The following is a 22867-nucleotide window of genomic DNA, read 5'->3' as shown; positions in this document are numbered from 1 at the left end:
TCCGCATGCACATCCCCACCGAACAAGTCCTGGTCAACCTCGCGCTCTACGACGGCGTGCGGGACGACCTCCAGCGCGACCAGGGCATCTGGGTCGGCGCCGACGGCACGATCCGTGCGGTCGGCCCGGTCGACGACGTCCTCGACGAGGCCGGCGGCGCCCGGGTGGTCGACCTGCGCGGCGACCACGTCATGCCCGGCCTGACCAACATGCACGTGCACCTCTCGCTCGGCCTGCCCGGCCACTTCGGCGACGAGGTGCACCGGTCGAACCTCGCCGAGCTGGTGCTGCTGATGGCCGACTCGGCGCGGCGGACCCTGCACTCCGGCGTCACCACCGCCCGGCTCGTCGGCGAGAGCCGGTACGCCGACTTCGCCCTGCGCAAGGGCATCGAGCGCGGCGCGGTGGACGGCCCGCGGATCTTCACCGCCGGGCACGCCCTCTGCTGCACCGGCGGGCACGGCTGGGAAGCCGACGCCCTGGAGGCCGACGGGGCGGACGGGTTCCGCCGGCTCACCCGGCAGCAGATCCGGGCCGGCGCCGACCTGATCAAGGTGTGCATCTCCGGCGGCATCGCCGGCGAGTTCGAGTCGATCGACACCCCGCAGCTGCTCGACGACGAGCTGGCGGCGGTGATCCGGGTGGCCCACGACTGGGGCCGCAAGGTCACCGCGCACGCCGGCCCCGCCGAGTCGGTGCGCCGCGCCGTGGAACTCGGGCTGGACTGCGTCGAGCACGGCTACGAGCTGACCGACGAGGTGACCCGGCTGATGGCCGACCGGGGCGTCTGGTATGTCCCGACCATCGTGGTCAGCCGCTGCGAGCAGTTCTTCCGCGACGCCGGCGTGCCGGGCTGGCTGATGGACCGCGCCCTGGGCGCCGGGCCCCGGCACTGGGAGAGCCTCCAGCACGCCATCCGCAACGGGGTGCCGATCGCCCTGGGCAGCGACATGCCGCCGCACGCCGGCTACGACGAGACGACCGCGACCGTGCGCGAGCTGGAGTTCATGGTGGACGCCGGGATGCCCGTCGCCGACGCGCTGAGGTCCGCCACCATCCGCCCCGCGCAGTGGCTGGGCCAGGCCGACACGCTCGGCAGCGTCGAGGTGGGCAAGCACGCCGACCTGCTGGTCCTGCGCGACGACCCCACCCGCTCGGTGTCCGCGCTGCGCACCCTGCACACGGTGCTCAAGGGCGGCGTCGGGTACCGGGACGACCACTGCCGCCTCGGGGTCGCCCGATGACGACCATCGTCGAGGTCGCCGACGGGTACCTCGACGCGCTCGCCGGGCTGGACCCGGAGGCCGCCGAGGCGGCGGGCCGTACCCCCGGATCGCACTTCGCGGACCTCTCCCCCGACGGCTTCGCCGCCCGCGCGGAGCTGGCGCGCGGCACCGCCACGGCGGCGGCCGGCGCCGACGCCGACGGCACGGCGCAGCGGGCCCTCGCGGGCGCGCTGCGCGACCGGCTGGCCAGCGAGGTCGACCTCTACGACGCGGGCTTCACCACCCGGCTGCTCGCCCCGCTGGCGACGCCGGTGCACCTGGTCCGGCAGGTCTTCGACAACCTGCCGCGCGCCACCGACGAGGACTGGGCGGTCGTCGCCGCGCACTTGCGCCGGGTGCCCGAGGCGCTCGGCCAGTACGCCGAGACGCTGCGCTGGTCGGCGCGGCGGGGGCACCTGGTCGCCCGCCGGCAGGTGCTGGCGGTCGCCGACCAGTGCACCGCCTGGGTCACCGCCGACGACTTCTACGGCCGGCTGGTGGCCGGCCATCCGGGCGGGCCGCTGGCCGGCGAGCTGACCGCCGGGGCGGAACGGGCCAGTGCCGCCACCGCCGACTTCGCCGCGTTCCTGCGCACCGAGCTGGCGCCCCGGGCCACCGACGTCGACGGCGTCGGCCGCGACCTGTACGCCGTCACCGCGCGCAGCTTCCTCGGGGCAACCGTCGACCTGGACGAGCTGTACGCGTACGGCTGGGCGGAGCTGGCCCGCACCGCCGCCGAGCAGCGGGCGGTCGCCGCCGAACTCGGTCACCCGGACGTGGCGGCGGCGCGGGCCGCGCTGGACGCCGACCCCGCCGGCCGGGTACCGGTCGGGCCCGACCTGGAGCGGTGGCTGCGCGAGCGCACCGAACAGCTCACCGACGCCCTGGACGGCCCGAACTTCGACATCCCGGCCGCCACCCGCCAGGTGGTGTGCCGGCTCAGCCCCGCCGCCTCCGGCGTCATGTACTACACCCCGCCCGACGCCGGGTTGACGCGGCCGGGCGGGATCTGGTGGTCGACGCCCCCCGGCGAGTCGACGGTGCCGGTGTGGCGGCACGTCGGGACGCTCTGCCACGAGGGCCTGCCCGGGCACCACCTCCAGCACGCGATCACCCTCACCACCGCCGAGCTGCACCCGTGGCAGCGGTCGCTGTGCCAGGTGCACGGATACGCCGAGGGCTGGGCGCACTACGCCGAACGCCTCGCCGACGAGCTCGGCCTCTACGCGGGCCCCGCCGAGCGGCTCGGCATGCTCGACGGGCAGATGTGGCGCGCCGCGCGGGTGGTCATCGACCTCGGCCTGCACCTGGACGTGCCGATCCCGCCCGGGAACGGCGTCACCGACGCGCGCCGGTGGACCCCCGAGCTGGCCGTGGACTTCCTGGTCCGCGTCGCCGGGCTGGACGCGGCGACGGCGCGGTTCGAGGTCGACCGGTACCTGGGCTGGCCGGCGCAGGCGCTGGCCTTCAAGGTCGGGGCGCGGCTCTGGCAGCAGGCCCGCCGGGAGGTCGAACGGCGCGAGGGCGCGGGGTTCGACCGCAAGCGGTTCCACGACCGCGCCCTGCGGCTCGGCCCGATGGGACTGGATCCGCTGCGTGCCCGCCTCGCCGAACTCTCCTGATCCGCCGTCACCCCCGTCCACCCCGACCGGAAGCGAGCCCCGATGACCGTTGACGATCTCACCGCCGCCATCACCGACATGTACCGGTCGTTGGGCGACCGGTCGGCGTTCGACGCCCGCCTGCACCCCGACCTGACGATCTGGGAGTCCGACGCGCCCGAGCTGCTGGACGGGCTGGCCGCCCTGGACGACCTGCGGGACCGCCGGGCGGCGGACCGGGGCCCGGCCGCGCCGCCGACCTCGGTCGCGCCCGAGCAGTTCCGGGTCGAGTCGTGGGACGACACCGGCCTGGTCCGTTACGTCCTGCGGGCCCGGTACGCGGGCGGGCAGCCGGACGACTGTTTCCGGGTGACCGACGTGCTACGCCGCGACGAGCGGGGCTGGCGGATCGTGCACCACCACGCGGAGGCGGTCCGATGAGCGCCGGGGAACCGCCCGGCGGCAGATTCCCACTGGAGACCTGACGTGAGCACCGACGACGGACGCCGACTCGTCGGCATCGGACTGCAGTCCGACAAGAGCGCCGACGAGTACGCCGCACTGGCCGAACTCGCCGAAGGGCACGGCTTCGACGTGCTGTCGGTCTTCGGCGACCTGATGTACCAGCCGCCGTTCTTCCCGCTGCTGGTGGCCGCGCGGCACACCCGGCGGATCCGGCTCGGGTCGGCCTGCCTGAACCCGTTCACCATGCACCCGGTGGAGATCGCCGGGCAGGTCGCCGCCCTGGACCTGGCGTCGAACGGGCGGGCCTACCTCGGGCTGGCCCGGGGCACCTGGCTCGACCAGATCGGGGTGCCGCAGGCCCGGCCGCTGCGCCGGATCACCGAGGCGGTCGACGTGGTGCGGCTGCTGCTCTCCCGCGACGAGGGCGGCTTCCAGGGCCGGGAGTTCACGGTGGCACCCGGCACGGCGCTGCGCTACGCCCCGGTCCGCGCCGACGTGCCCGTCCTGGTGGGCACCTGGGGTCAGCAGACCGCCCGGACGGCCGCCGCGTTCGCCTCCGAGATCAAGGTCGGCGGGTCGGCCAACCCGGCGATGGCCAAGACGATGCGCGCCTGGCTGGACGAGGCCACGCCCGCCGGGCGCGACCAGGTGGGCGTCGTGATCGGTGCGGTCACCGTGGTGGACGAGGACGGCGCCCTGGCCCGCCGGGTGGCCCGCACCGAGGTCGCCATGTACCTCGCCGTGGTCGCCGCCCTCGACCCGAACGTCGACATCGACCCGGAGTTGCTGGCGCGGATCCAGCAGCACGTCGCCCGCCAGGAGCACGACCTCGCCGGCGCCCTGGTCGGCGGAGACCTGCTCGACCTGTTCGCCTTCTCCGGCACGCCCGAACACATCGCGGCGCAGGCCGCGGCGGTGTTCGACGCCGGGGCCACCCGGGTGGAGTTCGGCACCCCGCACGGGCTGACCCCGGCCGGTGGCGTCGACCTGCTCGGCCGCCGGGTGCTGCCGCTGCTCAGGGAGTGACGCCGCGGTGGGGGCGGGCCGGAAGGGGTTCCCGACCCGCCCCCATCTGACAAATTTCCGCGCCCGGTCGCGTTCTTTCATTACCGGGTCTCGCTCTTGCATTGTGGAGTCGCCTACTGCACCATGGCCATCGATACCTTTCCGCTACCGGAAGGAAGACGGCCATGGCGGTGTCCCGTCGCAGACTCATCGGATCCCTCGCCGCCGGTTCGGCGCTCGCCGCCGTCTCCCCCACCGACCTGGTCTCGGCCCTGCGCGCCACGGCGCACGCGGCCAGCCCGCCGGGCGACGTCGTCGGCAAGGTCTCGGTCGGCTACCAGGGCTGGTTCAGCTGCCCCGGTGACGGCGCGCCCATCGGCGGCTGGTGGCACTGGAGCCGCGACCGGTTCCAGTCGCCCTCCCCGGCCAACACCACGATCGTCTCCTGGCCCGACATGCGGGAGTACGCCCGCGGCTACACCACCGCGTACCCGCCGCTCGGCAACGGCCAGCCGGCGCAGCTCTTCTCCTCCTACGACCAGCAGACCGTCGACACCCACTTCCGCTGGATGCAGGAGCACGGCTGCGACACCGCCGCCCTGCAACGGTTCAACCCGTTCGGCGACGAGGGGCCCACGCGCGACGCCATGACGGTCAAGGTCCGGAGCGCGGCGGAACGCCACGGCCGCAAGTTCTACATCATGTACGACGTCACCGGCTGGACGGCGATGCAGTCCCAGATCAAGCAGGACTGGCTCGACCGGATGTCCGCGCACACCGCCTCCCCGGCGTACGCGCGGCAGAACGGCCGGCCGGTGGTCTGCGTCTGGGGCTTCGGCTTCAACGACGACGGCCGCCCCTTCGCCCCGGCCGCCTGCCTCGACGTCGTCAACTGGTTCAAGGCCCAGGGCTGCTACGTCATCGGCGGCGTGCCGACGTACTGGCGGCAGGGCGTCAACGACTCCCGGCCGGGCTTCTCCGAGGTCTACCACGCGTTCCACATGCTCTCGCCGTGGATGGTCGGCCGCACCGGCACCCTCGACGGGCTCGACTGGTTCCACACCAACGTCAACGTCCCCGACCTGGCCGACTGCGCCGCGCACGGCATCGACTACCAGCCCTGCGTCATGCCGGGCGACCTGTCGGCCGGGCACCGCCGCCACGGCGACTTCTACTGGCGGCACCTCTACAACATGACCCGGCTGGGCGCGCAGGGCCTCTACGTCTCCATGTTCGACGAGTACAACGAGGGCAACCAGATCGCGAAGACCAGCGAGACGCAGGCGGGCACGCCGGCCGGGGCGGGCATCCGGGCGCTGGACGAGGACGGCGTCGCCTGCTCCGCCGACTACTACCTGCGGATCACCGCCGACGGCGGCCGGATGTTCAAGGGGCAGCTCGCCCTGACCCCCGTACGGCCGACGCCGCCCGTCCCCGGCGGCGGCCCGCAGCCCGGGGGCGACCTGGCGGCCGGCCGGCCGGCGTCGGCGAGCAGCCAGAACGGCGCGTTCGCCGCCGGCAACGCCGTCGACGCCGATCCGCACAGCTACTGGGAGTCCGCCAACGGTGCCTTCCCCCAGTGGTGGCGGGTCGACCTGGGCGCGAGCCACCCGCTGGCCCGGGTCGCCCTCGCCGTGCCCGGCGGCTGGGAGGCGCGCACCCAGACGGTGACGGTGCAGGGCAGCACCGACGGCACGACCTTCACGACGGTCGCCGGGCCGGTCGGGGTCCGGTTCGACCCGGCGACCGGCAACACCGCGACCCTCACCGTGCCCTCCACCGCCGCCCGGCACGTCCGGGTCACCGTCGCGGGCAACACCGGCTGGCCGGCGGCCCAGCTCGCCCAGGTCAAGGTGTACGCGGCGACCGGGACGCCCACCCCGCCCACCACGCCGGGCGGCCTCACGGTGACCGGCCGGACCTCGACGAGCGTGTCGCTGGCCTGGACGGCGTCGACCGATCCCGACGGCATCACCGGCTACCAGGTGCGCCGCGACGGGCAGACCGTGGCGTCCGTCCCGGGCACCTCCGCCACCGTCGGCGGGCTGACGCCCCAGACCGCGTACACCTTCACGGTCGTCGCCGTGGACGGCGCCGGCACGCCGTCGGCGCCCTCCGCCGCCGTGTCGGCGACCACCGCGCCGGCACCCGGGGCCGACCTCGCCCGGGGCCGGCCCGTGACGGAGAGCAGCCACGCGCAGGCCTACGGCTGCGCCAACACCGTCGACGGCGACGCGAACACCTACTGGGAGAGCGCCGGCAACGCCTTCCCGCAGTGGGTACGGGTCGACCTCGGCACGACCGTCCCCGTCGGACAGGTCGTGCTCCGGCTCCCGCCCGCCGCAGCCTGGCAGCGACGCACCCAGACCCTCTCCGTCGAGACGAGCCCGGACGGCACCGCCTGGAGCACCGCCGTCGCGTCCGCCGCCCACGTCTTCGATCCGGCCACCGGCAACCGGGTGACGATCGCCGTCCCGGCGACGCCCGGCCGGTACGTGCGGATCCGCATCACCGGCAACACCGGCTGGCCGGCGGCGCAGCTGTCCCAGCTCGAGGTGTACGCCGCGTAGCGGCGGTCACTGCCGGCCGCGCGGCCGGACCCGTCCCACCACGAGAAGAGTCACGCCATGCCCCTGAGCAGATCTGCGCTGCCCGGACCGTCGTCGCGGCGAGGGCCCCGGGCGGCGGTCGCCGCCACCGTCGCGCTCGCGACCACCCTCGGCGTCCTGGCCGGCGCGCCCGGCCCGGCCACCGCCACCCCGCCCGCCGGCACCGCACCGGTGGTGACCAGGGCCGGCCTCGACCCGCAACTCGTCGCCGGGCGCGGCGCCGACGTCGCCTTCGTCGAACAGGAGGCCGAGAACGCGACCACGGACGGCGAGGTCATCGGCCCCGACCGCACCGCCTACACGCTGCCCGCCGAGGCCTCCGGCCGCCGCGCGGTCCGGCTGACCCCCGGCCGGTACGTCGAGTTCGTCCTGCCCCGCGCGGCCAACGCGATCACCGTGCGCTACAGCATTCCCGACGCCCCGCAGGGCGGCGGCATCACCGCCCCGCTGGACGTGGCGGTCAACGACCGGCGGGTCCGGACGATGACCCTGACCTCGCAGTACGCCTGGCTCTACAACCAGTACCCGTTCTCCAACGACCCGACCGCCGGCCTGCTGCACCCGGACTGGTGGATCACCGAATGCTCGTGCGTGCCGGCGGCCACCACGCCGTACCCGAGCATCCCCACCCCGTTCCGCCCCAGCCACTTCTACGAGGAGCAACGGCTGCTGCTCGGCCGGACGTACCGGGCGGGTGACCGGGTCCGGCTCACCGCCCCCGCCGGCAGCAACGCGGCGTGGACGGTGATCGACCTGCTGGACTCCGAGCTCGTCGGCCCGCCACGCGTGCGGCTGCGCGCGGCGAACGTGCTGGCCTTCGGCGCCGACCCGACCGGCCGCCGCGACTCCGCCCCCGCCCTGGAGCGGGCCATCGCCTTCGCCCGGCGGGCGGACGTGCCCGTCTATCTGCCGCCCGGCACGTACCAGGTCAACCGGCACATCATCGTCGACGACGTGACGATCGAGGGCGCCGGCAGCTGGTACACGATCGTCAAGGGACGCGAGGTCGCGCTGCCCACGCCCGCGCCGGACGGCTCGGTGCACACCGGCGTCGGCTTCTACGGCAGGAGCGCCGCCGAGGGCGGCAGCCGCAACGTGCACCTCTCCGGCTTCGCCATCGAGGGCGACGTGCGCGAGCGCATCGACACCGACCAGGTCAACGCGATCGGCGGCGCGATGAGCGACTCCACCATCGACGGCCTGCACCTGCGCCACACGAAGGTGGGCATCTGGTTCGACGGGCCGATGAGCAACGTGCGGATCACCAACACGATCATCGTCGACCAGATCGCGGACGGGCTCAACTTCCACACCGGCGTCACCGACTCGCTGGTCGCGCACACCTTCGTCCGCAACACCGGCGACGACGGGCTCGCCATGTGGTCGGAGAAGGTCGGCAACGCCCGCAACCGGTTCGACCACAACACCGTGCAGTCGCCGGTGCTGGCCAACGGCATCGCCCTCTACGGCGGCACCGACCTCACCGTGTCGCACAACCTGGTCGCCGACCCGGTGCGTGAGGGCAGCGCGATCCAGGTCGGCTCCCGCTTCGGCGCGCAGCCGTTCACCGGGCTGCTACTGATCACCGGCAACACCACCGCCCGCGCCGGCACGTACGAGCTGAACTGGAAGATCGGGCTGGGGGCCATCTGGTTCTACGCGCTGGACCGGGACATCGACGCGCGGATCGAGGTCATCGGGGACAGCTACCTCGACAACACGTACAACGCCATCATGCTGGTCAGCGACTGGCCCGTGAAGGACCTCCACTCGATCACCGGCGTCCGGTTCCAGGACATCCGGGTCGACGGCACGGGCACCTCCGTGCTGAGCGCCCGGGCGGCGGGGTCGGCCACTTTGCGCAACGTCGACGCCCGCAACGTCGGTGCCGTCGGCGTCAACAACTGCGGGTCGTTCAACTTCCCGGCGACCGGCTCGGAGTTCGCCCTCACCGACCTGGGCGACAACGACGGCGGCTGGCTGGCCCCGTGGCAGCTGCCGAACACCATCACCTGCGACGACCGGCCGCCGGTCGTGCCGCCGCCGCCACCGTCGGCCTGGTGAGTCCCTCGCGGTGGGCGGTGCACTCCGCCGCCCACCGCCAGCCGCCGCCGTACCGGGACCCCCCGGCACGGCGGCGGCTTTCTCGTGCCCCGCCCGACGGGAACCGTCGACCCAACCCCGCACCCACCCGCCGGCCGTGTGACGGGTCAGCCGTTCACCACGATTGACGAATGTCGACCGAATGTGCTAACAAAACGCCTTGTAAATGTCGCCGAAAATGGCGGAAACCCTCCTCTTTCCGAAATCGGACACGGGACGCGACAGAGGCGTGACACATTGCCTTTCGTCGTTGCATAATGTCCGCCGCACGCGCTGTCGCACCGTCGGTTTCCGATGCGGCGACGCCGACCGAAGGGGACACAATTCCGTGAAGCGGGACCACTCACCTGTGCTGCCTGGCGACGGCGCCACGGACTATGCGCGCTACATGCGGCTGGACGCGCTGCTCGACCTGCAACGGCGTCCGGAGGAGATGCTCCACCGCGACGAGCTGCTCTTCCAGGTGGTGCACCAGTCCACCGAGTTGTGGCTGAAACTCGCCGCCGCCGAGCTGGCCGAGGCGGTCACCCGGCTGCACGCCGGCGAGCTGGCGGTGACCGAGTCGCTGCTGGCCCGGGCGACGCTCGGAATCCAGCTGGTCACCGACCAGCTGGAGATGTTCCGGCACCTGTCCCCGGCCGACTTCCAGGCCATGCAACCGGCGCTGGGCAAGGGATCCGGCGCGGAGTCGCCCGGCTGGCGGCAGGTCCAGGCCACGAGCCGACAGCTCGGCCGCGCGTTCGCCGAGCATCTGGAAGCCCAGGGAATCGACCCGGCCAGACTGGGCCGGCCGGATCCGGCGGACCCCGTCCAGCGGCTCGCCGAGGCGCTCGTCGACTGGGACGAGCGGGTGTCGCTGTGGCGGACGCGGCACTACCAGCTCGCCCTGCGCGTCGGGGGCCACGCCCCGGACGGCGCCGAGGCGACGATGCTCGCCAAGCTCGTCGGGTACCGGTTCTTCCCCGAACTGTGGCGGGCCCGCCTGAAGCCCACCGACGAATCCGGTAACGAATCACAGGTCGATCGTCCCTGACAATCCTCGTCCACCAGAAATTGTCAATCCTCCCCACCTGTCTGCGTGGCGACCGAAATGTCGAGGTGCGGTTCGTGCGTGAACTGACGAGTTGGCTGTCCGGTGCCGGTGAGCCCGACAGTTTCCCATACTCCGCCGTGCTGGCGGAGTTTCACCGGGTCGGCAAACACTTCGTCGAGAAGGAACTGCTGGCCCTGCTCGACCAGGCCCGCGCGCAGTCGACGGTGCCGGCGGCCGCGCGGGATGCCCACGCCCGGTTGCTGGGTGACTTCCTCGACGCCGCGCTCGACAAGTGGGACGGCCGGTACGACTACCGCAGTTACCTGGCGCTGCGGCTGCTCCGACTGCCCTGCGGGGACGACGTCGACGACGGACCGTCCGTCGACCCGGTCGGTGCCCGGCGGGACCGGGACCGGCTCCTCGTCCGCCTGGTCGCCGACGCGCTGGCCTTCGAGCTGACCGCCGCCTCCGGCACCACCGACCTGCTGCCCGAGCGGCGCCCGAGCCGGGACGTGGTGGCCAAGCGCTACCGGCTCGGCGTACGGGCCGCGTCCCCCGCTCTCGTCCGGATGGGCCTGGCCGGCACGGTCCCCGACCGGGGGGCGGTGGCGACCCCGGACGAGCTGCGGGCCCTCGCCGCCGACCCGGATCCCACCGGGGAGCTGGTGCTGCGGCTGAGCATGCTGCCGGTCCACGTGACACACGACGAGTACCTGTTCATCCGGGTGCTCCAGGCGTACGAGTGCCTCTTCGCGGGAATCGCCGACGAGCTGCGCGCCACCGTCGCCGCCCTGACCGCCGGCCAGGCGGGGCCGGCGGTCGAGCGGCTGGCGTACGCCCGCGAGCAGCTCACCGCCGCCGGACCGCTGTTCTCGCTGCTGGCGACCATGCACCCGGAGGCGTTCCGGACGTTCCGGGAGTTCACCGAGGGGGCGAGCGCCATCCAGTCGCGCTCCTACAAGCTGGTGGAGTCGCTGTGCCGTACCCCGGAGGGGTCGCGGTTGGACTCGGCCGCCTACCACCAGGTGCCGGAGGTCCGCGACCGGGTGCACGCCGGCCGACCGTCGGTCGACGACGCGTTCCGGGCCGCCGTACGCGACGGCCTGCTCGCCGCGCCCGGCGGCGAGCGGGTCGAGGAGGAGATGCGGTCGTTCGCCGCTGCGGTCGTCCAGTGGCGGCGTACGCACCACCGGCTGGCGACCCGGATGCTCGGCCCCCGCCCCGGCACCGGCTACACGGAGGGCACGCCCTACCTGGCCGCCGTCCGGTCCATCCCGGTCTTCACCTCCGTCACCGACGACTCCCGATCCCCGTCCCCGACCGAGCCGACCGGAGGCAGCCCCGAGTGAGCCCGCCCGAACCGCACCCCGACCCGCACGTGCCCGAGTGCCTCGACGCCGCCACGCACGCCGCCCTGCGCGCCGAATTCCCCCTGCTCCAGAGCGCCGTCTATCTCAACAACAACTCCACCGGCGCGGTGCCCAGAGGGGCGGAGCACGTCCTCACCGGCTACTGGGAGACGCTGCGGAGCTGGCGCGACGAGGTCTGGCAGGGCTGGCACGTCGGCCTCGACCGGTACGCCGACTCGGTCGCCGCCCTCATCGGCGCGCCGGCGGGCAGCGTCGTCACGGACGCGAACCTCAGCACGCTGCTCGCCCGGGTGGCGTCCTGTTTCGACTACCGCCCGCCGCGCGACCGGATCGTCACCACCGACCTGGAGTATCCGACGGTGCCGTTCATCTGGAACGCGTTCCGCCGCTACGGCGCCCGGCTCGACGTGGTCGGCTCGGGCGGCCCGCGGTTCGACGAGGACGCCCTCGAGGCGCGCGTCGACGAACGCACGCTGCTGGTGTGCGTCCCGCACGCCAGCTTCTCCTCCGGCGCCATCATCGACCTGCCCCGGCTGGTGCGGCGCGCCCACGACGTCGGCGCCCTGGTGGTGGTCGACGCCTTCCAGAGCGTCGGGGTGATGCCGCTGGACGTGACGGCGCTCGGCGTCGACGTGGTCCTCGGCGGCGCGCACAAGTGGCTGTGCGGGGTCGGCACCGCCTTCCTCTACGTCCGCCCGGGTCTGGTCCCGGAGCTGGAACCGGCGGCGACCGGCTGGCAGGCCGGCGACCGGGCGTTCACGTTCCAGCCGTCGACCGGCTGGGCCGACGGGGCCCGGCGGTTCGCCGGCGGGACGCCGTTCCCCCTGACCTCACTGGTCTCCCAGGTCGGCCTGGACCTGCTGGCCGGGGTGGGCGTCGACGCGATCCGCCGGCACTCGCTCGCCTGCACGCAACGGGTCCTGGACCGGGCCGCGGCGGCCGGCATCGACGTGGTCAGCCCGACGGAACCGCAGCGGCGCGGCGGCGTCGTCTGCCTGGACGTCGCCGACGGCGAGGCCGTCAAACGGCGGCTGGTCGCGCGCGACATGGTCTGCAGCTGGCGGGGCCACCTGCGGGTCGGCCCGCACGTCTACAACACCCTCGACGAGATCGACACGTTCATGGACGCCCTGGAAGAGGAGCTGAAACGGTGAAGGTCACGCTGTCCCCCCGGGCGCTGATGAGCCTGCTCGCCAACGGGCCCAAGGCCATGGACGTGCTGGAGACCGCGCTCGGCACGGGCCTGCTCGACGCGCTGGAGCCCGGGCCGGCGAGCCTCGGCGAGCTGGCCGCCCGCTTCGGCGTACGGCCCCTGCGGCTCTACAAGTTCCTCGACTGCCTGGAGAGCCTCGGCGTCGTCGAGCGCAGCGAGCCGGGCGACGACATCACGACGGCCACGTACCGCGCGGTGCCCGGCCTCCGGGACGCCGTCACGGCGGTCGTCGGTCCCGGCGCCGTCGAACGCGACCGGGACCGCTACCCCTGGCGGCGGCTGCACGGCCGGCTGGCCGAGAGCCTGCGGGGCGAGGTGAGCATGAGCGACGACGACTTCGCCTGGCCCCCGAAGACCGACGAGCAGACCGCCGACTTCGAGCGCAGCATGGCCGTCGGTCTCGGCCCGGTGATCGAGACGGTGCACCGCAACGCCGACCGGCTGTGGCCGGACCGGCGCCGACTGCTGGACGTCGGCGGGGGCGACGGCACGCTCGCCGCGCACGTTCTCGACGACGCCCCGGGGCTGCGGGCCGACGTGTACAACCTGCCGGCCGTGGCGCCGCTGGTGGCGGCCACCCGGGCGCGTACGGGGCATGCCGACCGGCTGGGTTTCGTCGGCGGCGACTTCTTCACCGAGCCGCTGCCCACGGGCTACGACGCCATGGCGTTCGTCCGGGTGCTGCACGACTGGCCCAACGACGTCGCCCGCCGGCTGGTCGAGAAGGCGTACGCGGCCCTCGAACCGGGCGGGCTGCTGGTGATCTGCGAGGAGTTCCGCACCCCGGACCGGCTGGCGATGCAGTTCTTCTGGAGCTACTTCCTCATCGGGGTCGACAGCTGCGTCAGCCGGCTGCGGGAGGTCGAGTTCTACACCGGCCTGCTCAAGGAGGTCGGCTTCGACCGGGTGGTCGTGCTGCCCGGCGGCTGGGAGGTGGTCTGCGCGTACAAACCGGTGGCCGGGGTGTGACGCGGCGGCGGGGCCGGCTGCCACGCCGCGCGGGGACGTCGGCCAGAATGGGCCGGTGGCGAAGCGATCCCGCCGGCGGGCGGCCGACGACCGTGACCGGCCCTGCCCCTGCGGCGCCGGCCAGCCGTACGCCGGATGTTGCGGGCGGCTGCACCGGGGCGAGGCGGACGCGGCGACCGCCGAGGCGCTGATGCGCTCGCGGTACAGCGCCTTCGCCGTCGGCGACACCGCGTACCTGCTGCGCAGCTGGCACTCCTCGACCCGGCCGGGCGCCCTCGACCTGGACCCCGGCCAGCGCTGGACGGGCCTGGAGATCGTCGACACCGAGCGGGGCGGGCTGTTCGACGCCACCGGCACCGTCGAGTTCCGGGCCCACCACCGCGCCGGCGGCCAGCCGGGCACGCAGAGCGAGCGCAGCCGGTTCGTCCGCGAGGACGGTCGCTGGGTCTACCTCGACGCGCTGCCCGACTGACGTCCCGGTCGCGGCGCCCGGGCACCGCGACCGGGACGCGCTCAGCCGTTGGCGGCGACGCCGTGCGTCAGGCCGAGCCGGTCGACCGCCGCCGAGACGAGTTCGTCAGGCGTCAGCGACAGGTCGAGCACCAGCACCGACTCGTCCGGGTGGTGCTGCTCCAGGGTGGCCAGCTGCGACTCCAGCAGGCTCGGCGGCATGAAGTGCCCGGCACGCCGGGCCATCCGCTCCCGGATCACCTCGGCGGCGCCGTCCAGGTGGACGAACTCGACGCTCGGCGGCCCCTGCCGCAGCGTGTCGCGGTAGGACCGCCGCAGCGCCGAGCAGGCCAGCACCGTCGACACGCCCTCGGCGGCGCGGGCGGCCATCCAGCCGGCCAGCTCGCGCAGCCAGGGCAGGCGGGCGGCGTCGTCCAGCGGCACGCCGGCGCGCATCTGCGCCACGTGCGCCGGCGTGTGGAACTCGTCGGCCTCGGCGAAGACCAGTCCGGTACGGGCGGCGATGCCCCGCGCCACGGTCGTCTTGCCGGCGCCGGACACCCCCATCACGACCACGTGCCGCGTCGGGGACGCGCCCTCACCAGTCATGGACGGTGCCGTCCTGGAGCCGGTTGAACGGCAGGTACGCCGGCACGTACGGGAACTTCGCGGCGGCCTCCTCGTCCAGGTCGACGCCGAGGCCGGGCTGCTCGCCCGGGTGCAGGTAGCCGTCGACGAAGGTGAACGACTGCCGGAACACCTCGTTGGTGAGCGCCCCGTGCCGCATGTACTCCTGGATGCCGAAGTTGTGGATGGCCAGGTCCAGGTGCAGGGCGGCGGCCATGCCGACGGGCGAGATGTCGGTCGGGCCGTGGATGCCGGACTTGATCTGGTACTGGGCGGCGAAGTCGAGCAGCTTGCGCATGGCCGTGATGCCGCCGGTGTGGGTGACGGCGGAGCGGACGTAGTCGATGAGCTGCTCGCGGATGAGCGTCTGGTAGTCCCAGACGGTGTTGAAGACCTCGCCGATCGCCAGCGGCGTGGTGGTGTGCTGGCGGACCAGCCGCAGCGCCTCCTGGTTCTCCGCCGGGGTGCAGTCCTCCAGCCAGAACAGGTCGTACGGTTCGAGGGCCTTGCCCAGCTTGGCGGCCTGGATGGGGGTCATCCGGTGGTGGCCGTCGTGCAGCAGGGGCAGCTCCGGGCCGAACTCGTTGCGGACCGCCTCGAACACGCCGGGCAGGTGGCGCAGGTAGGAGCGGGTGTCCCAGTCCTCCTCGGCCGGCAGCGGGATGCGCTGCGCCGGCTCGTAGTCGTAGCGCTTGCCGTCGGCGCTGGGCTGGCTGGCGACCCCGTACACGGCGTTGATGCCCGGCACCGAGGTCTGCACCCGGATCGAGCGGTAGCCCTCGTCGAGGTGCCGGCGGATCGAGTCGAACAGCTCGGGCAGGTCCCGGCCGGAGGCGTGGCCGTAGGCCATGATCCCGGTGCGCGACGCCCCGCCCAGCAGCTGGTACAGCGGCATGCCGGCGGCCTTGGCCTTGATGTCCCACAGGGCCACGTCGACCGCCGCGATGGCGGCCATGGTGACCGGCCCGCGACGCCAGTACGCCGAGCGGTAGAGGAACTGCCAGGCGTCCTCGATGCGGTGCGCGTCCCGGCCGATCAGCAGCGGGACGACGTGGTCGCGCAGGTACGAGGCGACCGAGAGTTCCCGTCCGTTGAGGGTGCCGTCGCCCAGGCCGGTGACGCCCTCCTCCGTGGTGATCTTCAGGGTGACGAAGTTGCGGTCGGGGCTGGAGACGATGACGTCAGCGGCGACGATCTTCACGGGGTGCCTTTCTTCTTCGGGGTGCTCGGTGGTCAGCGGAGGACGTCGCCGGCCTCGTGGCCGTCGAGGAGGGACAGTTCGGCGCGGCGCGGCAGCCCTTCCCAGTCGCCCGGGCTGGAGACCGCGAAGGCGCCGAGGGTGGCCGCGCGGCGCAGCCGACCGGCCAGGTCGAGCCCGTCGAACCAGCCGGACAGGTAGCCGGCGGTGAACGCGTCCCCGGCGCCGACGGCGTCGACGGCGGTCACGCTCAGCGCCTCGGCCCGCCGGACCCCCTCGCGGGTGTGCGCGCGGGCGCCGTCGGCGCCCAGCTTGACCAGGACCGTGTCCACGCCGCGGCGCAGCAGGTCCGCCACGACGGTGGACTCGTCGGCCCCGGGGTCGCCGACGAGGTCCAGCTCGTCGGCGGAGGCGACGACGGTCGAGGCGTACCCGGCCAGCGGGGTCAGCACCTCGCGGGCGGTGTCGCGCGACCAGAGGCGGTCGCGGTGGTTGACGTCGAGGCAGACCGGGATGCCGGCGGCGACGGCGGCCTGGGCCGCCCACCGGGTGGCCGCGCGGGCGGTGTCGGACAGCGCCGGGGTGATGCCGCTCAGGTGCAGCATCCGCGCGCCGGCGGCCAGCGGCGCCCGCAGGTCGTCGACGCCGAGGGCGGAGCCCGCCGATCCGGCCCGGTGGTACTGCACCCGGGTCAGGTCGGCGGTGCGCCGCTCCAGGAACATCAGGCCGGTCGGCCGGTCCGGGTCGCGGGTCACGCCGTCGACGGCGACGCCCTCGGCGCGCAGCTGGCGCAGCACGTACTCGCCGAACTCGTCGGCGCCCACCCGGCCGACCCAGGCGGCCCGGTGGCCCAGCCGGGCCACCGCGACGGCCACGTTGGACTCGGCGCCGGCCAGGTGCATGGTCAGCGGCCCCCCGGCGGCGAGCGGCCCGGCCGAGCGCAGCGACACCAGGGCCTCGCCGACGGTGAGCAGGTCGGGTGCGGTCATGACGGCGTCGACTCCCGCACGGTGGCGAGGTAGCTGCGCGCCCGCGCCCGCAGGGCGTCCAGGTCGCCACCGGAGGCGGCGTCGCCGACCAGGGGGCCGCCGAGGCCGACCGCGATCGCGCCGGCCCGGAGGTAGCCGGGCACGTCGTCGCGGCCGACGCCGCCGACCGCGACGAACGGGATGTCCGGGAAGGGGTCGCGCACCGCCCTGAGGTACGCCGGGCCGCCGACCGACGCCGGGAAGAGCTTGACCGCCGACGCCCCCATCCGCACCGCCGTGTAGGCCTCGGTCGGGGTGAGCGCCCCGGCGGCCACCGGGAGGCCGCGGCGCGCCGCCTCGGCGATCGACTCGACCACGGCCGGCGTCACCACGAACTGCGCGCCGGCGGCGGCCACGTCGGCGACGTCGGCGGTGGTGAGCACCGTGCCGGCCCCGACCAGCGACCCGGCGGGGGCCGCCGCGCGCAGCGCCTCGATCGCCCCGAGGGCGTCCGGCGTGGTGAGGGCCACCTCGACGACGCGTACGCCCTCCTGGAGCAGCGCGGTGCCGGCGGCGATCGCGGCGGCGGTGTCGGTGCCGCGGATGATCGCGAGGATGCGGGCCGAGGTCAGTTCGGCGGTCAGGTCGACGGTCATGTGATCACCATTCCGCGTAGGAGCCGTCGCGGTGCCGCCACGTGGGGCTGCGCCACGCGTGTCCGCGCTTGTCCGCCGCCCGTACGGCGTGCTCGTCGATCTCGATGCCGAGGCCGGGTGCCGTGAGCCGCTCGACGTACCCGTCGACGAACGTCAGCGGGGTCTTGTCGAGGCAGTAGTCGAGCACCTCGGCGCCGAGGTTGTAGTGGATGCCGATGCTCTGTTCCTGGATCAGGTAGTTCGGCGTGGCGAAGCCGACCTGGAGGCAGGCGGCGAGCGCGATCGGCCCGAGCGGGCAGTGCGGGGCGAGCTGCACGTCGTACACCTCGGCCAGCGCGGCGATCTTGCGCACCTCGGTGATGCCGCCGGCGTGCGAGAGGTCCGGCTGGGCGACCGCGATGCCGGCCTGGAGCACCGGCAGGAACTCCTGCCGGTTGTAGAGCCGCTCCCCCGTCGACACCGGCGTGGTGGTGGAACGGACGAACTCGCCGATCAGGTGCGAGTTCTCCGGCACCACCGGCTCCTCCAGGAAGAACGGCCGGTACGGCTCCAGCAGCGGGGCGACCCGGCGGGCGGTGGCGAGGGTGAACCGGCCGTGGAAGTCGACCGCCACGTCCCGCTCGTCGCCGAGCACCTCGCGGGCGGCGGCCACCCGCTGCACCACGCCGTCGATCTCGGCGACGGACGCCACGGTGCTCATCCGGCCGGAGGCGTTCATCTTCACCGCGGTCAGGCCGGTGGCGACGGCGGCGGCGATCTGGTCGCGTACCTCGCTCGGCTCGTCGCCGCCGACCCAGCCGTAGACCCGGATCCGGTCCCGGACCGGGCCGCCGAGCAGCTGGTGCACCGGCGCGCCGAAGTGCTTGCCGGCGATGTCCCACAGCGCCTGGTCGAGCCCGGCCACGGCGCTGGCCAGGATCGGTCCGCCCCGGTAGAACGAGCCCTTGGTCATGACCTGCCAGTGGTCCTCGATGCGCAGCGCGTCCCGGCCGACCAGCAGCTCGCTGAGCTGCTCGACGGCGGTGCGGACGGTCTCGGACCGGCCCTCGCAGGTCGCCTCGCCCCAGCCGACGATCCCGGAGGACGTCTCGACCCGGACGAACAGCCAGCGCGGCGCGACGAGGAAGGTCTCGACCCGTTCGATCGTGGTCATGGTGTCCTCAGCCCTTCGTGGCGCCGGCAGTGAGGCCGGAGACGACGTACTTCTGCACGAACAGGGCGATCAGCATGATCGGCAGGGTGACCACCGTGGCCGCCGCCATCAGGCCGCCCCAGTCGATGCTGGCGTAGCCGACGAAGTCGAAGATCGCCACCGGGAGCGTCTTGGTGTCGGCCCCGGACAGCACGAGGGCGAACATGAAGTTGTTCCAGGAGAAGATGAACGACAGGATGCCGGCGGTGGCGATGCCGGGCACCGACAGCGGCAGGGTGATCCGCCGGAACGCGCCGATGTGGGTCAGCCCGTCGACGAGCGCGGCCTCCTCGAGCTCGGTCGGCAGGCCGTCGAAGTAGCCCATCATGATGTAGACGATCAGCGGCAGCGACACGAACATGTGGCTGAGGATCAGCACGGTGAACCCGCCGACCATCTGCAGGTTCGAGAAGACGTAGTACCAGGGCACCAGCAGCGAGACGCCGGGGATGACCCGCGCCATGAGCACGACGAGCGCGGACTTCTTCATGTTGAACCGGCTCATCGAGTACGCGGCGGGCACGCCGAGCAGCAGCGACAGCACGGTGGCCGCGAGCGCCACCCAGAGGCTGTTGCCGATGAACTGGATGTAGTTCGCCTGCTGGAGCACGTTGGAGTAGTTGTCCAGCGTCGGGGAGAAGACGAACGCCTTGTCGGTGTCGTAGATGTCGACGTTCGTCTTCAACGACGCGGCGACCATCCACACCAGCGGCGCGATCAGCGACAGCACGACGAGGACGAGGGCCACCGTGCGGAAGATCTTGTACGGCCTGCGCAGCTTCATCGGTCCAGCCCCTTCTTGCGGTAGGTCAGGGCCCACATCACCCCGATGATGATCAGGAAGAAGATGATGAGGACGGTCGATGAGACGCCGTAGTCGTTGTAGTCGAAGCTGAGCCCGTAGGCGTACACGTTCAGGGTCTCCACCTCGTGGAACGACCCGCCGCCGCGCCCCTTGGTGGCGTAGAGGATGTCGAAGGTCTTCAGGGCGTCGATGCCGCGCAGCAGGATCGCGACGATCACGGTGGGCATCAGCAGCGGCAGGGTGACGTGCCGGAACCGCTGCCAGGTGCTGGCGCCGTCGATCAGCGCCGCCTCCTGCGGCTCGTCGGACAGCGACGTCAGGCCGGCGAGCAGGATCAGCACGACCATCGGCGTCCACTGCCAGATGTCGATGAACATCGTCGTCGGCAGGGCCGAGTTCTGCCCGGAGAGCCAGGGCTGGGGGTCGATCCCGACCCAGCCGAGCACCTGGTTGGCCATGCCGATGTTGGGGTCGAAGATCAGCCGCCACATCATGCCGACCGCGACCGGGGTGGCCACCAGCGGCAGCAGGATCGCGACCCGGACCCACTTCTCACCGCGGAACGGTCGCCACAGCAGCAGGGCGATCGCCATGCCGAGGACGACCTCGAAGAAGAGCACGACGCCGGTGAAGAGGGCGGTGCGCCACACGGCCGGCCAGAACCGGTCGGTGTCGCCGAGCACGTCGAGGTAGTTCTGGAAGCCGATGAACGAGCTCTCGGCACGGACCGAGCCCTCGGCGTCGGTCAGGCTGAGGTACCCGGTCCACGCCACCGGAAAGATGATCAGCACGGCGACGAACAACATGGCGGGTGCCGCGAAGAGCCACTTGCGGTGCGCGTTGGCCCAGCGCGACCAGGCTGAGGTCTCCGGGGACGCCGGACGCGCCTCGGGCGATCTTTTGACTGGTGTGGTGACGGCTGACATGAGGTCTCCGGGTGGGTCAGGGCAGCGGCCCGACGCGGGGTGGCGGAGCCGGTCCGGCTCCGCCACCTGCGCTTCGGGCTACTTCGCCTCGTCGTCGAGGAACTTCTGGAACGCCTCGTTGGCCGCGTCCGCCGAGGCGGCCGCGTCCTTGCCGGTGATCGCGTCGACGATCGGCTGGCCCACGATCTCCCGCGCCTGGGCGACCTTCTCGACCAGCGGCCGGTCGTGGCCCACGCCGTTGGCGGTGCTGACCGTGGTGGCCTCGGCGAGGTCCTTCGGGTAGGTCGCCGCGCCCTCCGGGTTCTCCCAGACGGAGGTACGGGCGCTCGGCACGCCGGCCTTCTGCTGCGCCAGCGCCTGCTCCTTGCCGGCCGCCCACTGGATGAACTTCCAGGCGTTGTCCTGGTTCTTCGAGGCCTCGTTGACGCCGAGCGCCCAGGACGGGATGTTGTACGGCTTCGAGCCGGCCGGTCCGGCCGGGAAGGCCGCGAACCCGACGGTCTCGGAGACCTTCGACTTGGTCGGGTCGGTGGCGTTCTTGTAGAGCGAGTTGGCCTCGGTGTAGAAGGCCGCCTTGCCCTGGGTGAAGATCGCCATCGCCTCGGACCAGCTCATGTCGGTGCTGATGTTCTCCGGGCCGTGCTCACGCAGCAGCCCGCCGTAGTAGGCGTACGCCTGCTTGGCCTGCTCGGTGTTGATCGAGGCCTTGCCGCTGGCGTCGACGAAGTCGCCGCCGAAGCTGTAGAGGAAGCTGGAGAACTGGGTGACGGCGGCGGCCTTGCCGGTGCGGGACACGAAGCCCGCCACGCCCGGGTTGTCCGCCTCGACCTTCGCCGCCTGCGCCTTGAGCTCATCGAGGGTCTTCGGCGGGGCGGTGAAGCCGGACTTCTCCAGCAGGTCCTTGCGGTAGTAGAGGACCTCCTGCTCGGTGATGATCGGCACGCCGACCACCTTGTCCTCGTACGTGGTGGCCTGCACCGGTCCGGACTGGAAGTCGGCGATCTCGAACGCGCTGTCCGACTTGCTCTTCTCGGTCAGGTCGGCGAGGTACTTGTTCTTGGCGAACAGCTTCCCCTCCTGCAGCGGCCGGTACATCATCACGTCCAGGTCGGTGGACCCGGCGTTGAGCTTGACGTTGTACTGGTCGGAGAGCTGGTCCTCACCGAGCTGGGTGACCTCCACCTTCAGGCCCGACTGCTTCTCGAACTCGGGCAGGGCCTTCTTGATGTTCTCCGTCCAGACGTGGTTCACCAGCGTCACGCGAACGGTGTTCGAGCCGCCGGCGTCGTCGCCGCCACCGCAGGCGGACAGGCCGAGGGCGACGACCATCGCCAGGGAAGTCCCAATAACTGATCGACGTCTCACGTCCATCTCTCCTTATGCCGTGGCCGTGGCCGCCGCCCTGACGGGTGGGCCGCCACCTCGCGGTTTACATCCGCTTAACAACCGGATGCTAGGCCGAAAAAACAGATTTATACAAGGGGTAGACCCAACTGATATGCTCCGTTACGTGAAATCGTCCTCCTCGGGGGCTGTGGCCGCCCAGCTCGCCCCTGTCGAGGCTGGCCTGCACGCACGCGTCCTCGATCGCCTCGGCACAGCCATCTGTGACGGCGAGCTGGCTCCCGGGTCGGTGCTCAACATCGACGACCTGGTCGACCGCTACGCCGTGTCCCGCTCGGTGGTCCGCGAGGTGCTGCGGGTGCTCGCCTCGATCGGTTTCATCGAGACCCGCCGCCGCGTCGGGGTCATGATCCGCCCGGCGGAGGACTGGAACGTCTTCGATCCGCAGGTGATCCGCTGGCGGCTCGCCTCGGCCGGCCGCATCGTCCAGCTACGCTCGATCACCGAGCTGCGGACCGCCATCGAGCCCCACGCCGCCTGGCTGGCCGCCAACCGGGTCGGCCACGACGAGGCGAGCGACCTGGTCGGGCTCGCGGCGAAGATGTGGGCCGCCGGCAAGGCCGGCGACGAGGAGCGCTTCCTCCAGCTCGACATAGAATTCCACCGCCGGATCCTGGTCGCGTCCGGCAACGAGATGTTCGTCCGGTTGCAGGACCTGATCGCGGAGGTGCTCACCGGCCGGCACCAGCACCACCTGATGCCGCACCACCCACACGAGCAGGCCCTCCAACTGCACGCCGAGGTGGCCCAGGCGATCCAGCGGCGCGACGGCGAGCGCGCCCGGCGGGCCATGGTGCAGCTCATGGAGCAGGCCTTCGACGAGATGAGCTCGATCTGGGAGCAGACCGGCGAGACCGCCGGCGCCTGAGCGCGACCCGCCGGGCTGACGGCGTACCGGCGCGAAGGGCCCGCCGCCGAGCGAGCGTGCGCGTGCGCGCGCTCCGGGACCGCGACGGACACCGGTGGTCGTTCCGGCTGACGGGCGGCGGGCCCGGCGGCGGTCGCGCG

Annotated in this window: 20 protein-coding genes; 12 read left to right on the top strand and 8 right to left on the bottom strand. The window is 72.8% G+C overall.

The features are described from left to right. Window positions 1-5 precede the first annotated feature (5 nt). From EV374_RS25515 to EV374_RS25465, 11 genes are all read left to right on the top strand, one after another. Window positions 6-1244, top strand: a complete 1239-nt coding sequence (locus EV374_RS25515; RefSeq protein WP_132239607.1) for an amidohydrolase family protein — start codon at window positions 6-8, stop codon at window positions 1242-1244. Beyond that, window positions 1241-2887, top strand: coding sequence for a DUF885 domain-containing protein (locus EV374_RS25510; protein WP_132239599.1), 1647 nt, complete (start codon window positions 1241-1243; stop codon window positions 2885-2887). Before EV374_RS25515 ends, EV374_RS25510 begins: the two co-directional genes overlap by 4 nt. 42 nt (window positions 2888-2929) lie before the next feature. Further along, complete coding sequence (locus EV374_RS25505) at window positions 2930-3307, top strand: nuclear transport factor 2 family protein (protein WP_132239597.1); 378 nt, start codon at window positions 2930-2932, stop codon at window positions 3305-3307. Between the two features lie 45 nt (window positions 3308-3352). Beyond that, the gene (locus tag EV374_RS25500; RefSeq protein ID WP_132239595.1) at window positions 3353-4357 is read left to right on the top strand and encodes an LLM class flavin-dependent oxidoreductase; all 1005 of its coding nucleotides are present in this window, start codon (window positions 3353-3355) and stop codon (window positions 4355-4357) included. 164 nt (window positions 4358-4521) lie between these two features. Then, complete coding sequence (locus EV374_RS25495) at window positions 4522-6906, top strand: discoidin domain-containing protein (protein WP_132239593.1); 2385 nt, start codon at window positions 4522-4524, stop codon at window positions 6904-6906. A gap of 57 nt (window positions 6907-6963) precedes the next feature. Further along, entirely contained in the window at window positions 6964-9009 is a 2046-nt protein-coding gene (locus EV374_RS25490) for a glycosyl hydrolase family 28-related protein (protein ID WP_132239591.1), read from the top strand. A gap of 367 nt (window positions 9010-9376) precedes the next feature. Beyond that, a complete protein-coding gene (locus EV374_RS25485) occupies window positions 9377-10081 on the top strand; it encodes a tryptophan 2,3-dioxygenase family protein (protein ID WP_132239589.1) in 705 nt (234 codons plus the stop codon). Window positions 10082-10155: 74 nt separating this feature from the next. Next, on the top strand, window positions 10156-11430 hold the full coding sequence (locus EV374_RS25480; RefSeq protein ID WP_486485954.1) for a tryptophan 2,3-dioxygenase: 1275 nt from the start codon (window positions 10156-10158) through the stop codon (window positions 11428-11430). Then, the gene (locus EV374_RS25475) at window positions 11427-12605 is read left to right on the top strand and encodes an aminotransferase class V-fold PLP-dependent enzyme (protein WP_132239584.1); all 1179 of its coding nucleotides are present in this window, start codon (window positions 11427-11429) and stop codon (window positions 12603-12605) included. Before EV374_RS25480 ends, EV374_RS25475 begins: the two co-directional genes overlap by 4 nt. Next, the gene (locus EV374_RS25470) at window positions 12602-13633 is read left to right on the top strand and encodes a methyltransferase (protein WP_132239582.1); all 1032 of its coding nucleotides are present in this window, start codon (window positions 12602-12604) and stop codon (window positions 13631-13633) included. The genes EV374_RS25475 and EV374_RS25470 overlap by 4 nt, the downstream gene beginning before the upstream one ends. A gap of 55 nt (window positions 13634-13688) precedes the next feature. Next, entirely contained in the window at window positions 13689-14105 is a 417-nt protein-coding gene (locus tag EV374_RS25465) for a YchJ family protein (RefSeq protein WP_132239580.1), read from the top strand. A 41-nt stretch (window positions 14106-14146) separates the two neighbouring features. On the opposite strand, the gene EV374_RS25460 is transcribed toward EV374_RS25465, so the two are convergent. The 8 genes from EV374_RS25460 to EV374_RS25425 form a co-directional block, all read right to left on the bottom strand. After that, window positions 14147-14692 (bottom strand): gluconokinase, encoded by a 546-nt coding sequence (locus EV374_RS25460; RefSeq protein ID WP_132239578.1) that lies wholly within the window; start codon window positions 14690-14692, stop codon window positions 14147-14149. Further along, entirely contained in the window at window positions 14682-15947 is a 1266-nt protein-coding gene (gene manD / locus EV374_RS25455; RefSeq protein ID WP_132239743.1) for a D-mannonate dehydratase ManD, read from the bottom strand. Before manD ends, EV374_RS25460 begins: the two co-directional genes overlap by 11 nt. Next, a complete protein-coding gene (locus EV374_RS25450; RefSeq protein ID WP_132239576.1) occupies window positions 15944-16897 on the bottom strand; it encodes a sugar kinase in 954 nt (317 codons plus the stop codon). The genes manD and EV374_RS25450 overlap by 4 nt, the downstream gene beginning before the upstream one ends. Further along, the gene (locus EV374_RS25445; RefSeq protein ID WP_132239574.1) at window positions 16894-17532 is read right to left on the bottom strand and encodes a bifunctional 4-hydroxy-2-oxoglutarate aldolase/2-dehydro-3-deoxy-phosphogluconate aldolase; all 639 of its coding nucleotides are present in this window, start codon (window positions 17530-17532) and stop codon (window positions 16894-16896) included. The genes EV374_RS25450 and EV374_RS25445 overlap by 4 nt, the downstream gene beginning before the upstream one ends. A 4-nt stretch (window positions 17533-17536) precedes the next feature. Further along, window positions 17537-18685, bottom strand: coding sequence for a galactonate dehydratase (dgoD, locus tag EV374_RS25440; protein WP_132239572.1), 1149 nt, complete (start codon window positions 18683-18685; stop codon window positions 17537-17539). A gap of 7 nt (window positions 18686-18692) precedes the next feature. Then, the gene (locus EV374_RS25435) at window positions 18693-19508 is read right to left on the bottom strand and encodes a carbohydrate ABC transporter permease (protein ID WP_132239570.1); all 816 of its coding nucleotides are present in this window, start codon (window positions 19506-19508) and stop codon (window positions 18693-18695) included. Beyond that, window positions 19505-20455 (bottom strand): carbohydrate ABC transporter permease, encoded by a 951-nt coding sequence (locus tag EV374_RS25430; RefSeq protein WP_207914545.1) that lies wholly within the window; start codon window positions 20453-20455, stop codon window positions 19505-19507. Before EV374_RS25430 ends, EV374_RS25435 begins: the two co-directional genes overlap by 4 nt. A gap of 78 nt (window positions 20456-20533) precedes the next feature. Continuing rightward, on the bottom strand, window positions 20534-21820 hold the full coding sequence (locus EV374_RS25425; RefSeq protein WP_486485953.1) for an ABC transporter substrate-binding protein: 1287 nt from the start codon (window positions 21818-21820) through the stop codon (window positions 20534-20536). Window positions 21821-21965: 145 nt separating this feature from the next. On the opposite strand from EV374_RS25425, the gene EV374_RS25420 reads away from it, so the two are divergent. Continuing rightward, window positions 21966-22727, top strand: a complete 762-nt coding sequence (locus EV374_RS25420; protein ID WP_486485952.1) for a FadR/GntR family transcriptional regulator — start codon at window positions 21966-21968, stop codon at window positions 22725-22727. Window positions 22728-22867: the final 140 nt, after the last annotated feature.

The organism is Micromonospora sp. CNZ303 (assembly GCF_004345505.1).
This window is presented reverse-complemented; position numbering and strand designations above follow the sequence as displayed.

Excerpts from the sequence above, each read along its gene's own strand:
- EV374_RS25515 (WP_132239607.1), top strand. The coding sequence starts at position 6 with ATGCACATCCCCACCGAACAAGTCCTGGTCAACCTCGCGCTCTACGAC.
- EV374_RS25510 (WP_132239599.1), top strand. The coding sequence starts at position 1,241 with ATGACGACCATCGTCGAGGTCGCCGACGGGTACCTCGACGCGCTCGCC.
- EV374_RS25505 (WP_132239597.1), top strand. The coding sequence starts at position 2,930 with ATGACCGTTGACGATCTCACCGCCGCCATCACCGACATGTACCGGTCG.
- EV374_RS25495 (WP_132239593.1), top strand. The coding sequence starts at position 4,522 with ATGGCGGTGTCCCGTCGCAGACTCATCGGATCCCTCGCCGCCGGTTCG.
- EV374_RS25490 (WP_132239591.1), top strand. The coding sequence starts at position 6,964 with ATGCCCCTGAGCAGATCTGCGCTGCCCGGACCGTCGTCGCGGCGAGGG.
- EV374_RS25460 (WP_132239578.1), bottom strand. The coding sequence starts at position 14,692 with ATGACTGGTGAGGGCGCGTCCCCGACGCGGCACGTGGTCGTGATGGGG.
- EV374_RS25450 (WP_132239576.1), bottom strand. The coding sequence starts at position 16,897 with ATGACCGCACCCGACCTGCTCACCGTCGGCGAGGCCCTGGTGTCGCTG.
- EV374_RS25445 (WP_132239574.1), bottom strand. The coding sequence starts at position 17,532 with ATGACCGTCGACCTGACCGCCGAACTGACCTCGGCCCGCATCCTCGCG.
- dgoD (WP_132239572.1), bottom strand. The coding sequence starts at position 18,685 with ATGACCACGATCGAACGGGTCGAGACCTTCCTCGTCGCGCCGCGCTGG.
- EV374_RS25435 (WP_132239570.1), bottom strand. The coding sequence starts at position 19,508 with ATGAAGCTGCGCAGGCCGTACAAGATCTTCCGCACGGTGGCCCTCGTC.
- EV374_RS25430 (WP_207914545.1), bottom strand. The coding sequence starts at position 20,455 with ATGTCAGCCGTCACCACACCAGTCAAAAGATCGCCCGAGGCGCGTCCG.